12 protein-coding genes are annotated in these 14,072 nt (G+C 42.3%); 2 read left to right on the top strand and 10 right to left on the bottom strand.

Features of this window, described 5'->3' with window-relative positions; translation table 11 throughout:
- Positions 1 to 19: 19 nt before the first annotated feature.
- Positions 20 to 385, bottom strand: a complete 366-nt coding sequence (locus NBH14_RS02895; protein WP_010800092.1) for a MarR family winged helix-turn-helix transcriptional regulator — start codon at positions 383 to 385, stop codon at positions 20 to 22.
- A gap of 170 nt (positions 386 to 555) precedes the next feature.
- On the opposite strand from NBH14_RS02895, the gene NBH14_RS02890 reads away from it, so the two are divergent.
- Positions 556 to 882: a cupin domain-containing protein gene (locus tag NBH14_RS02890; RefSeq protein ID WP_128134632.1), complete on the top strand. Its 327-nt coding sequence runs from the start codon at positions 556 to 558 to the stop codon at positions 880 to 882.
- Between the two features lie 57 nt (positions 883 to 939).
- On the opposite strand, the gene NBH14_RS02885 is transcribed toward NBH14_RS02890, so the two are convergent.
- The 5 genes from NBH14_RS02885 to NBH14_RS02865 all read right to left on the bottom strand — a co-directional run bounded on the left by NBH14_RS02885 (position 940) and on the right by NBH14_RS02865 (position 5,079).
- Positions 940 to 1,917: a dihydroorotate dehydrogenase-like protein gene (locus NBH14_RS02885; protein ID WP_186958808.1), complete on the bottom strand. Its 978-nt coding sequence runs from the start codon at positions 1,915 to 1,917 to the stop codon at positions 940 to 942.
- A 20-nt stretch (positions 1,918 to 1,937) separates the two neighbouring features.
- Positions 1,938 to 2,606: a YggS family pyridoxal phosphate-dependent enzyme gene (locus NBH14_RS02880; RefSeq protein ID WP_007657822.1), complete on the bottom strand. Its 669-nt coding sequence runs from the start codon at positions 2,604 to 2,606 to the stop codon at positions 1,938 to 1,940.
- Complete coding sequence (locus NBH14_RS02875) at positions 2,603 to 3,112, bottom strand: DUF4494 domain-containing protein (protein ID WP_044215177.1); 510 nt, start codon at positions 3,110 to 3,112, stop codon at positions 2,603 to 2,605. Before NBH14_RS02875 ends, NBH14_RS02880 begins: the two co-directional genes overlap by 4 nt.
- Positions 3,113 to 3,396: 284 nt before the next feature.
- Positions 3,397 to 3,858 (bottom strand): nucleoside-diphosphate kinase, encoded by a 462-nt coding sequence (gene ndk, locus NBH14_RS02870; protein WP_186958809.1) that lies wholly within the window; start codon positions 3,856 to 3,858, stop codon positions 3,397 to 3,399.
- Positions 3,859 to 4,476: 618 nt separating this feature from the next.
- A complete protein-coding gene (locus tag NBH14_RS02865; RefSeq protein WP_250817125.1) occupies positions 4,477 to 5,079 on the bottom strand; it encodes a master DNA invertase Mpi family serine-type recombinase in 603 nt (200 codons plus the stop codon).
- 279 nt (positions 5,080 to 5,358) lie between these two features.
- Here NBH14_RS02865 and NBH14_RS02860 point away from each other — a divergent pair, with 279 nt between their 5' ends.
- Complete coding sequence (locus NBH14_RS02860) at positions 5,359 to 8,196, top strand: bifunctional fucokinase/fucose-1-phosphate guanylyltransferase (protein WP_186958811.1); 2,838 nt, start codon at positions 5,359 to 5,361, stop codon at positions 8,194 to 8,196.
- Positions 8,197 to 8,221: 25 nt separating this feature from the next.
- Here the strand turns inward: NBH14_RS02860 and NBH14_RS02855 are convergent, their stop codons facing one another.
- Genes NBH14_RS02855 through NBH14_RS02840 form a run of 4 tightly spaced genes read right to left on the bottom strand, consistent with a single transcriptional unit; the run spans position 8,222 to position 14,069 of the window.
- Positions 8,222 to 9,298 carry a GNVR domain-containing protein gene (locus tag NBH14_RS02855; RefSeq protein WP_186958812.1) on the bottom strand — a complete coding sequence of 359 codons (1,077 nt, stop codon included), beginning with the start codon at positions 9,296 to 9,298 and terminating at the stop codon, positions 8,222 to 8,224.
- Positions 9,299 to 9,313: 15 nt separating this feature from the next.
- Entirely contained in the window at positions 9,314 to 11,704 is a 2,391-nt protein-coding gene (locus NBH14_RS02850) for an SLBB domain-containing protein (protein ID WP_186958813.1), read from the bottom strand.
- Positions 11,701 to 12,861 (bottom strand): non-hydrolyzing UDP-N-acetylglucosamine 2-epimerase, encoded by a 1,161-nt coding sequence (wecB, locus tag NBH14_RS02845; protein WP_186958814.1) that lies wholly within the window; start codon positions 12,859 to 12,861, stop codon positions 11,701 to 11,703. The genes NBH14_RS02850 and wecB overlap by 4 nt, the downstream gene beginning before the upstream one ends.
- Entirely contained in the window at positions 12,858 to 14,069 is a 1,212-nt protein-coding gene (locus tag NBH14_RS02840; RefSeq protein ID WP_186958815.1) for a glycosyltransferase family 4 protein, read from the bottom strand. Before NBH14_RS02840 ends, wecB begins: the two co-directional genes overlap by 4 nt.
- Positions 14,070 to 14,072 lie beyond the last annotated feature (3 nt).

Here is a 14,072-nt window from a genome sequence, read left to right as displayed (position 1 = left end):
AAATAAGCAAAAAAAGGGATTATCCCTTTTCCATGCATTGTTGCAGTTTTCCGAACAGGCCGTCGAAACGTAATTCGGCATTCATCATTTTCTGTACTTTTTCTTTCCCTTTCGGGGTAAGAGAAAAGAACATCTGCCGTTTATCTTCCTTACTCATCGTACGGTCGATAAAGCCTTTGTTCTCAACGGAAGTGATTACTTTGGATACACGTGAGTTCGATAATCCGATATATTCACAGATGGTGCCTGCTGATTTGGGCTGGTTGTCTTTCAGGCAGCAAAGCAGCATTGCTTCGTTGATTGTAATTTCATGAACGTCTGAAAAAGCCTTTTCAAACTGATATAATGTTTTGTATATGTCTTTGATTACGCAGATTGCTTCCATGTCGTATTCTTTATTGATGCAACAAAGATAGATAATATTTTTAATATTGATATTGTTTAGTGGAAAATATTTTATCCGGCTTGTTGAAGGAAAATTAAGAACAAATGTTTTTCATCCGTTGTTTTAAGAAAAACAGAATGGATTATTATAAACCAGTAAATAGAAAAGATATGGAAAAATTATTTCAAAAAGGAGTTGTAGTCGATTTAAGCAGTTTGGTTGATTATTCAGCGGGTGGGGTTGTCAGCAAACAAATCGTGAAAAGTGCAGCTGGTAACATTACCCTGTTTTCTTTTGATAAGGGGGAAGGACTGAGTGAACATACCGCACCTTTTGATGCTCTGGTACAAATACTGGAAGGTGAAATGGAAATCGTTGTCGATGGAAATCATTCCCGGATGAAAGCAGGGGAGTCGTTGGTGCTTCCTGCCAATGTACCGCATGCTTTAACAGCGGTGCAACGGTTTAAAATGCTTCTGACAATGATTAAGGAATAAATAAAAAAGAGACAAGGCCGGAACCCTGTCTCTTTTTTGTTTTATCAGATTTGTTTCTTAGTCTCTGTTTGAGAAGTATTTCATGAACTGTGAACGTTCATACATGGCCGGATCCGGGATATTGGCATAATTCAGTTTACCCTGGAATTGTGCCAGATTCTGATAATGTGTCTGGTGCATCCATTCTTCAATACAGGTAAGTACCTGTGATATGATTTCGCCGCCATGAGTATATAATGCGCTGCACATCTGTACGGCAGAAGCTCCAGCCAACAGGCATTTGATAACGTCTTCCCAATCGTGGATACCGGTCGACGAAGCGATGCTTATTCCTGGAACCTTGCCTGAAACGATTGCCGTCCAGCGGATTGTGTCGCTCAGGTCGGAGTGGTTGCTGAATACGTTGCCCGATACTATCTGCATATTGTTGATGTCGATGTCCGGCTGGTAAAAGCGGTTGAACATCACTACACCATCTGCTCCGTTAACCTTTAGTGTATTAACCAGTGCCGGAATGTTTCCGACGTTCTTCCCGATTTTCATGATAACGGGTATTGAAACCGTTTCCTTTACTTTTCGGATGATGTTGACGTAAAGGTCACGAATCTCGTCGGGATTGTATTCCAGACTTGTTTCAAGAAAATAGACATTCAGTTCCAGTGCGTCGGCTCCTGCCAGTTCTATCTGGCGGGCAAAATCAATCCAGACATCAGACTTGTAACAGTTGATGCTGGCAATGATAGGAATGGTACACTGTTCTTTTGTCTTTTTTATCAGTTCCAGATAGTTGTTTACCTGGTTTGCTTTTACATAACCGCGGATATAATCGGCAGCTTCCGGATAGTCTGAATCCTGCATAAGCGAATCGCTCTGCATTTCAATTTGTTCTTCAAAAAGAGATTTGAGAACAATCGCTCCGGCACCTGCCTTTTCGAATTCCTTGTTTCGCTCAGGGTTGTTTGTCAGACCTGAACTTCCTACAATTAACGGATTACGAAGTGTTAGTCCCGCATATTGGGTTTTAATGTCAATCATGTCAGATTCAATTTAATGTGTTAGTACTCGCGTTCGCCGAAAATACTGGTTCCAACCCGTATCATGGTGCTACCTTGGCGAATGGCAACCGGATAATCGTGGCTCATTCCCATAGATAGTACTGCAAAATTATCATTTCCTATGAAATATATAGCTTTTAATTCGCTGAAAAGTTCATGTAAGATGTGAAATTCCTGTTCGATGAGAGCAATGTCATCGGTATAGGTCGCCATTCCCATCAATCCGCATATCTGAATATTGCCTAGTTCGGCAAGTTGTTCGTTTTGCAGAAGCTCACGGCATTCGTCAGGACTTAGTCCGTGTTTGGTCTCTTCCTGAGCAACATGTATCTCCAGCAATACACGGATTATACGGTTGTTTTTTGCGGCTTGTTTATTTACTTCCTGTAATAATTTCAGCGAGTCGATGCTATGGATTGTATGGATAAATGGCGCAATATCTTTTACTTTATTGCTTTGCAACGGACCGATAAAATGCCATTCGATATCACCCGGTAGTACTTTTTGTTTAGCCGTCAGCTCCTGTGCCCTGCTTTCGCCAAAGACACGCTGGCCTGCATTGTAGGCCTCCATCAATGCTTCTGCCGGATGAAACTTGGACACGGCTACCAATGTGACGTTTGCCGGTAGCGATGCCTTTAACTGTACTATGTTCTGGGAGATACTCATGCTTCCTGTGCTTTGTCCTCAGCCTGTTTTTTTTGTTCGGCAATCAGCTCTTCTCCTGATTTGGGCGTTTTGTCATCATTGACGGAGAAAGGGAATACGTCCATCAGCATGGTTTCTGTAACCGAAGCGATTGTGTAATCGGCCATGGTGCCTTTCATGCCTTCTTCCAGTACGGCGATGGCTTCTTTCAGTGTGCAAGCCTGTGCAAGCATCTGTGCAGCCGTTTTCTTTTCAGCGCCGCTTTTTTCATCGAGTGTGATGAAATATACTTTAATCTTGTAGAAACGGTCGCCGTTTTCGTTGAAGAACAATTCTGAAAGACGGGCACGTTTGATGTCAGTAACAGTAAATTCGCCGGATATGAACGGGCGTATTTCTTCGATGATACGGGCTTCCGCTTCTGTGAAAGAGAGGGCGTCGACCAGATAAGGTTCTGTTACTTTCTTTTGCATTCCGTTCTCCAGTACTTTTTCAAAGGAGACTTTACATTCAAACCAACTGTGCATATTGTTTTCTTTTAATTTTTTGTCTGTACTCATGTTTAAAATACAGTACAAATATAGGTCCAATTCGGGAATAATACAACTGCAAGTAATTTCTTTATTTTTTCGGAACATTTCATAGAATGGGCTTGTTTATATAATGTAGTGTGTTTTTCATGGTATTAGATTTTTAGATTAGTAATGAGGTTGTTCATCCGGTTCGTGAGGATAGGATGATATAGTAGAAATAAAAAAGCCGTAAAAGAGTCTATGATTTCTCTTTTCCGGCTTTTTGTTTACTTTATCTCTCAGAATTCATCGTTCGCATAAAGACTGAGCAGGTTTTTTGTCTCATAACTAAATAATTCATCCTCATTGAAAAATCTTTTCAATTCGATTGCGGCTGTTTCCGGTGAATCGGAGGCATGTACGATATTTTCCTGTACACTCATGCTGTAGTCTCCGCGGATGGTTCCCGGGGCGGCATTTCTTCCATTGGTTGCTCCGGCCAGCGTACGCACTACATTTACCGCATCGACTCCTTTCCAGCAACAAACAATCACAGGGCATACAGCCATTGCGTCTTTAACCCTTTGAAAAAAAGACCTTTCTTTCAGGTGAGCGTAATGTTCGCTTAAAATTTCATCCGTCAACCAGGTCATTTTCATGCCTTCCAGTATCAATCCTTTTTTTTCAAAACGGGCAATTATTTCACCAGTCAGACCTCGCTGGATGGTGCATGGTTTTAATATTACAAGTGTTCTTTCCATACTCTTTTCTTTTTTATAAGGTTCAACGAATATTTCTACTAGCGCAATTTATCCCAAAGATAGTATATTTATTCACTATTAGTTAATTTATAGTATAATAATGTGTAAAAGTGAAATGAAAAAATGGAGTTTTCTCAATACACAAATAATTTTTTACTAAAGTAGAATGTTGGAGTCTTTGTTCTTTCTATCCCTTGCTGCGCTATAGAATAACTCCTTTGCTTTTAACTTAAATGCTCATATCCATGTCATTTTATTCCTTGAATTTTTTCTCTTGGTGTAATTTTTACAATCTCTTTTTTATACTCAAAAAAATATCAGTCTTGTCCGAAGATGACCTGTTATTTGCTTCTGATACGTGAATCATTAAAAATTAATTTTTTGTTGATTGATAATTGTGTCTAATAGTCTAATAATGAGTGTGTAATTGCGGATAAAATATTCCATCAGAACACAAACAGTATTAATAGTAGGAACTTCAATACGAAGTTTTCCTCTGTATTTAGAACAAACAACTATAAATAAACAATTTAGCTTAGATTTTATTCACCTGGATTGCATTGTTTAACAATTTGGACATATGTTCTTCGGGCGACAAAAAACTTAATATTTCTATAATCAGTCCAATTCGGGGTTCATCCTCATGAAATCCCTTAAAGTTTGTCTGTTTACTCCTAACTTCTTACTGATATACAATCTGGTTTTCTTTTCCTCCAGAAGTTTGCGGATTTGATTTTCTTTACCGGACAGTTTGTACTGTTCTGACTTTCCCCCCTTGGGACGGCCTAGTTTTGTCCCTTCTTTTTTCTTTCGTGCCAACGCTTCTTTCGTACGTTGGGAAATCAGGTTACGTTCTATCTCGGCACTCAGGCTGAAAGCAAAGGCCAGGATTTTGCTGTTGATGTTGTTTCCCAACTCATAGCGTTCTTTTACCGTTATCACGAAAATGTCTCTCTCCATGCATTGATGGAGGAAACTCATAACCTGCATCAGGTTACGTCCTAAACGGGATAACTCGGTTGTAACCAAGATGTCTCCCTTACGGATCTGCTTGATTAACCGACCTAGTTGCCGTTCTGCAACATCTGTTGTTCCACTGATTGTTTCTTCTACCCAGCGATCAATACGCATGCTTTTGGCTTTTGTGAACTTTTCAATTTCAAATCGCTGATTTTCAGTACTCTGCTTGTCTGTACTGACTCTTACATAACCGTATATCATACAATTGAATATTAAATGAATAACTAAAGATACGTTAGAAAACTAAATGATAGGGGGTGATTAGTAAAAACCAACGTTTTTTATCGTCAACTGGATATGTAAGTTGCTTTTCACTACAAATATGAATATAATAATTTAAACCAATAGCATATTGAATGGTAAAATTAAATTAAAATTTAACTTACGTGTGATCGTAATGGAAGGAAAAACTACTTTTGTGATAAAGATTAGAATAACTAGGCAGGAATGATTTCATCGTTTCCTGATACATATATAAATATGAAGAAATTATTATCGTTACCGCCCAATTTGGTGAATAGTTTCCACAAGATAGCGAAAGTAAATGTGGATGAATGGTTTTGTACTTCCGACCCGGTAGGGGCACGGCTTGGTTCCGGCGGTGGTACAACCTGGTTGATCGAAGCATGCCGGCAAAATGAAGCACCGCAAATATCCGTAAAGGAATGGCTGGCAAAAGAAAAAAGAATTTTGTTGCATGCCGGCGGTCAAAGCCGGCGGTTACCCGGATATGCCCCGTCGGGAAAGATTTTGACTCCGATACCTGTTTTCAGATGGGCAAGAGGGCAAAAGTTATCACAAAATCTGCTATCCCTGCAACTTCCCTTATATGAGGAGATCATGCATAAAGCGCCGGATTCACTCCATACCCTGATTGCCAGTGGTGATGTGTATATAAGGAACAGTGAGCCGTTACAGGATATTCCGGATGTGGATGTTGTTTGTTACGGATTGTGGGTCGATCCTGCCCTGGCTACTAATCATGGTGTGTTTGTGTCGGACCGGCAGACGCCCGATAAACTGGACTTTATGCTTCAGAAGCCTTCTTTGGATGATTTGGGGAAGTTGGCACAGACACATCTTTTCCTGATGGATATAGGGGTTTGGTTACTTAGCGACCGGGCAATGGAGTTGCTGATGAAACATTCTTATACAGCCGACGGGAAGACTATGAAATCTTACGATCTGTATTCTGAATTTGGGCTGGCATTAGGAGAACATCCCCGTATTGCCGATACTGAACTGAATCAGTTAAGTGTGGCTATTTTACCATTGGAAGGAGGAGAGTTTTACCATTATGGCACGAGTCGTGAACTGATCTCTTCTACGCTTGCCGTTCAGAATCTGGTACGTGACCAGCGGGCAATTATGCACCGGAAGGTTAAACCTCATCCGGCCATGTTCGTGCAGAATGCAGCTATCGATCTGACGCTGACAGCCGAGAACTCTGAGCTATGGATTGAAAACAGTTATATAGGAAAGAATTGGAAACTGGATAACCGCCATATAATAACCGGTGTCCCGGTAAATAACTGGGAATTGGATCTGCCCTCCGGTGTTTGTATCGATGTCGTTCCGGTCGGTGAGCAAGACTGGGCAGCACGTCCTTATGGTTTTAATGATCCGTTTAAAGGAGCATCTGACGATGAGAAAACGCTTTTCATGGGATGTTCTGTCATTCAATGGGGAAAGGATAGGGGAGTAACATTCGAACCTTTTGATGATTTACAGAATGCCCCGTTGTTCCCGGTTTGTAAGAATACGGACGAATTAGGACTGGTAATACGCTGGATGGTTTCCGAACCCGGACTGGAAAATGGCCGTAAGATATGGGAAACTTCCCGGAAAATGTCAGCGAATGAGTTATCTGATTGTGCGAATCTGGATCGGTTGTTTGCCCAGCGTGAAAAGTTCCGTTATGCCAATTGGCCGATGCTGGCTGCCAATCACGAGAAAAGTGTCTTTTATCAGTTGGACCTTGCTGATGCTGCACGTGAATTTGCAGGTGGAAATCTGGCTTTACCTGAGGTGCTTTCCTCTGAAGCTCCTTTAATGAAACGAATACATAACCGGATGTTCCGGGCTCGTGTATTGCAACTGGAAGGGAAACCTTATGAAGAGGAACAACAGGATGCTTTTTCATTGTTGAGAGAAGGACTGATCGGGTCTGTTTCCCGTGAAAAACAATCTCCTTTCCTGAATGTCTATCGCGATCAGATTGTTTGGGGACGTAGTCCGGTACGTATCGACCTGGCTGGCGGATGGACTGACACACCTCCTTACTGTATGTATGCCGGGGGAAATGTGGTTAATGTAGCCATTGAACTGAATGGCCAGCCGCCGTTGCAAGTATATGTCAAGCCATCGAAAGAATATAAAATTATTTTGCGTTCCATAGACCTGGGGGCTATGGAGGTTGTTTCAACCTGGGATGAATTGCATGATTATAAAAAGATCGGTTCTCCTTTCTCTATACCGAAAGCAGCGTTAGCACTTGCCGGCTTTGTCCCGGAATTTTCAGCAGAGCATTATCCTTCGCTGGAAGATCAGTTGAAGAATTTCGGTTGCGGGTTGGAGGTAACTTTACTGGCGGCTATTCCTGCCGGTTCCGGACTTGGTACCAGTTCTATCCTGGCTGCAACGGTTCTGGGTGCAATCTCTGATTTTTGCGGTCTGGCCTGGGATAAAAGTAAGATTGGATACCGCACGTTGATACTGGAACAATTGTTGACAACCGGCGGAGGCTGGCAGGATCAGTATGGCGGAGTATTGCACGGGCTGAAACTTTTACAAACGGGAGAGGGATTCAACCAGAATCCTTCCGTGCGCTGGTTGCCGGAATATTTGTTTACAGACCTGCAATATCAGGGCTGTCATTTGCTTTATTATACCGGTATAACCCGTACGGCAAAAAATATCCTGGCTGAGATCGTGCAGGGAATGTTTCTGAACAGTGCTACTCATCTCCGCCTGCTCTCAGAAATGAAAACACATGCCCTGGATATGTTTGAAGCCATCCAGTGCGGTAATTTTGAAACCTACGGTAAACTTATCGCAAAGACATGGGAACAAAAGAAAGCTCTCGATTCCGGAACAAATCCTCCGGCAGTAGAGGCACTTATCACCCAGATTAAAGAGTATGCCTTGGGATATAAATTACCCGGAGCGGGTGGAGGCGGTTATCTGTATATCGTTGCCAAAGATCCGGATGCGGCCTTGCAAATACGCAGGCAGCTGACTGCTTCGCCGCATAATCCGAATGCCCGTTTCGTTGAGATGAGCCTTTCCGATAAGGGGTTGCAGATCAGCCGGTCGTAACTCCGACTACAAGAATATGTACTGATCAGAATATTTGCCTGTCTCTGATCAGTACATATCCGCTTATTGCTATCAGGTCAAGAAAAATACAACCGATAAGGATCAGTACTTTTTTAGGTGCTGAAGCTTTCAGGGGGACGGAAGCCGGTTCTATAATGGTATAGACAGGTGTTTGTTCCTGTACCCGCAATTTATCCTGTTCCTGTTTTTGTGCTAATGTGTTATAGACATTGAATGTCAGTGTCATCTCATTTTTCAACCGTTCTAACTCTGTCCGGTAACTGGCTGAAACGATATTTTTATTACCGTCTTCAAATGCGGCATACGTTTGTTGGGCTTTATAGTAAGCATCCTGAGCCTCTTTTAGTACTTTCTCTGTAAATTCCAGATCCTTTTTCGCTTTTTGTGTCCGGTAGTTGGTGATATATTTTTTTAATTTTTCCACTACATTATCTGTTACTCGTGCTGAGATAACCGGATCCTGCATCCGGACGGAAACGGTTACTACCTGTGTTTTCTTATCTACAAAGATCGATATCCGTTCCTGTAATTTCTTTATGATATCTTTTTGCTCTTTGGTAAGAAAAAAAGGATCTATCTTGTCTGGCTGGTTATCTTCATCTCCCAGCATTTCGACGAGATAGGAGATACCTTTCAGCGGGGCTTGTATGATCAGATTCCACCATGCCTCTTTCTGATGTCCTTTCAGATAATTGAACAGAGACATTTTCAACGTTTTCTTCTTATTCGTTACTTCCTGAGGGAAAAGTTCCAGAAGAAACGGAGTACTGTGAACAATATCCGGATAAACTTCGGGTGAAATAGCATCCTGGCTGTTTCCGCTGTTTATATCTATTCCAGCCATGGCTGCCAGTCCTCCGAGATTCCCCATCTTACTTGCCGTATTGTTTGTTTCGGGCATCAGTTTGACGGTTGTGGTGTACTCTTTCGGGATACTGAATGCAATGACAAGTCCTATAATCGCTGCTATTCCGCTACTCTTCAGAAATAGTTTTCTTTTTGACCATAAGAACTGTATAACGGCTATAATATCTATATCCAGTTCTGTCTTATCAGTCTTTTTTTCACTCTTGTTTATCATCCTTTACTACAAAGTTTATTTGAGAGAATTTATCAATGAAGTCAACATGGCAGCGATAGAAGTCGTAGAACTTGTGATGCTGAGTATTTCAGCCAGGTTCGCCCTTCTGTCGCGTTGGCTTTTACTTGGAACGACTATTTCACAACCAGGCTCGATCTTTGGATAACGTTTAAAGAAAATACCAACTTTACGGGTGGTCGCTACTTTTCCGTTCATATAAATTACAATCGGATATTTGCGGGAAGTATCGTTATATCCTCCGGCCTGTGACAGGCAATCGCGGACGGACATTCCTTTGGTATATGTGATACTGTTCGGATAGGTAACGGCCCCGCTGATTTTCACTGTACTCTGCAACTGAGGTATATAAATGATATCCCCGTCACGGAGAACCAGGTCGTAGGTACTTTTCGGGTGGGCAAGTGCCTGTTGTAAGTCTATTCCGACAGAATAGTTCTTTATATTGGTAAGCGACAGGGCGATAGAATCCTTACTCTGCTTGTTGTTATTACTTAGTTGCAACAATGTTTCCACCTGGCGGATTTCATCTTCCGTCAACTGGCGTTTTAAACTGGCTCCTCTCACATAAGCATCCGGAGTTACTCCTCCCGATTGAGCGATAATATCACTCAGGCGTGTGTTTTTATAAGGTAAAGCATAGTCGCCGGCAAAAGTGACTTCCCCATTTACTTTTACGACTTCCTGTTTTTCATATCCCGGAGAGAAACGGACGAAAACTTCGTCGAACGGTTCAAGAGTAAAAAGTGTATCAGCATGGGCTCCGGATGATTTGGATGGCAGTTGTAGTTCATCGCTCAATGCAACAGTATATACTTTGGAAACCTGGTTCGTACTTTTATCAGCTGTAGGATCCTTGATCCGGCGGGCTACTTCAACATTGATTGTCGAGGCGGATTCTTGTAGTCCTCCGGCTAGAATGATGGCATCTTCCACCGTCATATTTTTACTGAAAGGAATGACTGTGTCCGGGTTATTGACTGCTCCGCCGACTTTGACGGTATAAGGTTCCCGGAGTTCAAATAAAGAAGGTATATATAATTTGTCTTCTTTCTGTAATTCCATGTCCGGGATTTCCCCGTTCATTATACCTTGTATATCTATGGCAATAACCGTACTGGTGAAGTCGGGATTCAGACGGGTAAGATGCGCCCTGCCTATGAACTCATCCCCTTTTAGCCCGGCCGCCTGTTTGATCAATTGTTTGACAGTATGAACTTTCGGGCTTAATTCATATTCTCCGGGACGCCATACGGAACCGGTAATCGTGATCCGGTTGTCATAAAAAGGGATTACGGAGTCTACCAACAGGGAGTCGCCGTCCTGAAGGACAAATGTAGGAAATTCTTCAGCGGTTACGGTAGCAATCTGATAACGGGAACCTGATTTCCGTTTGATTGTCACGTCTTCTGTAAAAGCGTCTCCGGTGAATCCCCCTGCCATTTTCAGCAGGTCTTCCAATGTCTCTCCTTTACGGAGTTCGAATGTACGGTTACGTTTTATTTTCCCGTGTGTGTTAACCAGTTGCTCGTAGGGTTCGATAATAATCATATCATTGTCTTCCAACCGGATATTGGTATCATATTTTCCGTTAAGCAGATAATCGTATACATCCAGATTGGCTATTTCCTTATTATTACGATATACCCGGATATTACGGAGGGAACCGATGTCGTTCACCCCACCTGCTGCGTATAAAGCATTGAACAAGGAGGCAAGCGAAGATAAGGTGTAGGTACCCGGTGCAATCGCTTCTCCTACAATATTTACTTTAATACTCCGGATTTTTCCTAACCCGACCGAGACAAATGTATTAGGCTCTTTTCCGTCTACCAGGTTCCACATGATTTTTCCCAACTCCTGCTTGATCCGGTTTTCAGCTTCTTCGATTGTCAGCCCGCTTAAAGCGACTGGCCCTACATTGGGGATGATGATCGTTCCTTCGGGTGATAAAGTCAGCTTCAGGTTTAACTCCGAATCTCCCCATACATCAATAAGTACTTCATCACCGGCTGACAATGGATAATTTCTGGGAGTAGGCATATTCATATTCGGTTCAAAAGACAGGTTCTTATTGGAAAATATCTCACGTCCGAAGACCTGGTTTTTTAGACTGTCTTCAGAGGTGTTATCTTTCCGTTGTATGTCGATAGGAGGGATCTCATTTGTTATCATGATCCGGTCGGTTACCGGTTGTTCGCTGGCCGGGATTACTGACTGTTTCGTCCCGCTACTGTTTAAACGTTTGGTAATTTCCTGTTGTATCTGTTCTTCTGTCATGCCGGCAGCCTTGGCCTTATCAAGTAACTCCTGCGGAACCTGGGCTATTGCCAAGATAGAGTACAATGAGCAAAAGAAACAAAGAATGCATTTGTTTAAAGTCTTCATAGAATCTCTTTTATTTTAGTAACAATTCGTTGGCAAGCCAAACCGTCTCCATAAGGATTCACGGCTTTACTCATTTGGTCGTAATATTTTTTATCCTCAATTAACCGGGATGTTTCGTCGAGTATCCTGATAAAATCTGTTCCTACCAGTTTTACAGTTCCGGCGTCTAACGCTTCCGGACGTTCAGTGGTATCGCGCATTACCAGGACCGGTTTTCCCAGTCCGGGTGCTTCTTCCTGAATACCGCCGCTATCTGTCAATACAATAGCAGACTGTTCCATCAGGTAGACGAATGGCAGATATTCCAATGGTTCGATGAAGAATAGATTTGGCAGACGGATATCTCCAAACACACTCTTTATCGGCTTCCTGACGTTCGGATTAAGGTGCATCGGATAGACAAAGTCTATGTCCGGGTATTTGATTGCTAATGTTTTGAGCGCTTTGCACATAGAAATAAAACCGTTACCGAAGTTTTCCCGGCGATGACCTGTTATTAAAACCAATTTCCGGTTACTTTGTTTTGACAGGCGGGAGGTTTTATAACCGGACTTTTCCAGTTCACTGGCAAGTAGTTGCTTCAGTTCATCCTTGTTTTTTATTTCTGAGACTACGTGATACAAGGCATCTATGACAGTGTTGCCTGTTACTGTAATCAGCTTCTCATCTATTCCTTCCTTCAATAGATTTTTTTTGCTTAAAGCTGTCGGAGCGAAGTGATAAGATGCTATTCTACCGGTCAGTTGCCGGTTCATTTCTTCCGGCCAGGGACTGTATATATTATGTGTCCGTAATCCGGCTTCTATATGTCCGACCGGTATCTGCTGGTAAAAAGCAGCCAGTGCTGCCGCTGTCGACGTGGTTGTGTCGCCGTGTACCAGTACCAGATCGGGACGGGATTCTTTCAGCACATCTCTCATTCCGGTAAGTACGCGGGCTGTAACGTCATACAGGTCCTGTCCCTGCTTCATAATATTCAGGTCATAATCAGGATGTATGTCAAAGATGCGAAGGACCTGGTCCAACATCTCCCGGTGTTGTCCGGTAACACAAACGACTGTTTGGAACAGATGAGGATGTTTCTGAAATTCGTTGATTAACGGAGCCATTTTTATTGCTTCGGGGCGTGTGCCGAAGACTAGCATAATCTTTTTCATTTTGTTTCTTTTATTATATTCAGCATTTGTCCGGAGAGTACTTTTCTGTCAAAATCGTGTGCAAGTTTTCTGCATCCGGCTTTACATTGTTTATATAAGAAAGGATCGGAGAGGAGCCTGTCGAGTTGACGCTCGAAGTCTTCTTTTGATTCGGGTTCGAAACATAATCCGGCTTCGTACGACTCGACTATCTGACGTGCCTCTCCGTCCACTCCCATCAGGATCGGTATTTCCATGCCTGCATTTTCAAAGATTTTTGAAGGAATGACTGTCGTGAATAAATTTGATTTACGCAAATTGATCAATGCAACATCAAGGATGGAAATGTATCTTTTTACATCCTGCTTGGATACCGGATCGAGCATCGTAACATTTTTGATTCCTAAATTCTCTTTTAGTTTCAGCAGTTTACTCTTCTCGGCTCCGGTTCCCAGAAACAGGAAGTGATAGTTGTTTTTCCCTTCCATCCCGGCCGCACATTCAAGGATAAAATCCAGTTTGTGAGCCATTCCGTGAGTGCCGATATAACCGATGATTGTTTTATCTTTTAAATCCAGCTGTTCAAGTAATTCTTGATCTTTAGGCATGGGAGTGAACAGTTCCCTGTTTACCCCGTTTTTTATAATTTCTATCTTTTGGGGAGGAATACCTTTTTCGCTTAACTTCTTTTTGAATGAGTCCGTTACAACGACGATTTTTTTGGCAGAGCGGTAACATCTTTTTTCCTCCCATTCCAGAAAGCGGATTATAGGATTTTCTTTCATAGCACCGACTGTTTTGATGGATTCGGGCCATAGATCGCGGACTTCCATGATCCAGGGTTTTCTTTTCCAGAAAGAAAGGGTACGTCCCGACAAGGCAGTGAAAAATTGGGGGGAGGTGGCAATGATTATATCTGCCTGTTGAAATAACCCGGCAAAGAAAGAAGTAACGGAGAAACTGATATAGTCGAGTGTCCGTTTCAGAAAGCCTTCGTTTGCGGTGATGTAACTCCATACTCGTATTACACGGATATCATCCATTATTTCTTTTTGATAGAGGCGGTTACGGTATCCTGTATATACTTTTCCCTGAGGAAAATTAGGAGTACAGGTGATGACCGTGACTTCTTCCCCTTGTTTTACCCATTCTTTACAATGTTCGTAAGTCCGGGTGGCCGGAGCATTCACTTCCGGCGGAAAATTATCAGTTAAAAATAAGATTTTCATTAG

It is taken from the genome of Parabacteroides caecihominis, assembly GCF_023656785.1.
Classification (GTDB): domain Bacteria; phylum Bacteroidota; class Bacteroidia; order Bacteroidales; family Tannerellaceae; genus Parabacteroides; species Parabacteroides segnis.
The sequence above is the reverse complement of the archived record's forward strand: the minus strand, read 5'-3'. Positions and strand labels throughout refer to the sequence as shown.

Excerpts from the sequence above, each read along its gene's own strand:
- NBH14_RS02840 (WP_186958815.1), bottom strand. The coding sequence starts at position 14,069 with ATGAAAATCTTATTTTTAACTGATAATTTTCCGCCGGAAGTGAATGCT.
- NBH14_RS02880 (WP_007657822.1), bottom strand. The coding sequence starts at position 2,606 with ATGAGTATCTCCCAGAACATAGTACAGTTAAAGGCATCGCTACCGGCA.
- NBH14_RS02850 (WP_186958813.1), bottom strand. The coding sequence starts at position 11,704 with ATGAAGACTTTAAACAAATGCATTCTTTGTTTCTTTTGCTCATTGTAC.
- NBH14_RS02885 (WP_186958808.1), bottom strand. The coding sequence starts at position 1,917 with ATGATTGACATTAAAACCCAATATGCGGGACTAACACTTCGTAATCCG.
- wecB (WP_186958814.1), bottom strand. The coding sequence starts at position 12,861 with ATGAAAAAGATTATGCTAGTCTTCGGCACACGCCCCGAAGCAATAAAA.
- NBH14_RS02860 (WP_186958811.1), top strand. The coding sequence starts at position 5,359 with ATGAAGAAATTATTATCGTTACCGCCCAATTTGGTGAATAGTTTCCAC.
- NBH14_RS02865 (WP_250817125.1), bottom strand. The coding sequence starts at position 5,079 with ATGATATACGGTTATGTAAGAGTCAGTACAGACAAGCAGAGTACTGAA.
- NBH14_RS02875 (WP_044215177.1), bottom strand. The coding sequence starts at position 3,112 with ATGCACAGTTGGTTTGAATGTAAAGTCTCCTTTGAAAAAGTACTGGAG.
- NBH14_RS02855 (WP_186958812.1), bottom strand. The coding sequence starts at position 9,298 with ATGATAAACAAGAGTGAAAAAAAGACTGATAAGACAGAACTGGATATA.
- NBH14_RS02890 (WP_128134632.1), top strand. The coding sequence starts at position 556 with ATGGAAAAATTATTTCAAAAAGGAGTTGTAGTCGATTTAAGCAGTTTG.
- ndk (WP_186958809.1), bottom strand. The coding sequence starts at position 3,858 with ATGGAAAGAACACTTGTAATATTAAAACCATGCACCATCCAGCGAGGT.
- NBH14_RS02895 (WP_010800092.1), bottom strand. The coding sequence starts at position 385 with ATGGAAGCAATCTGCGTAATCAAAGACATATACAAAACATTATATCAG.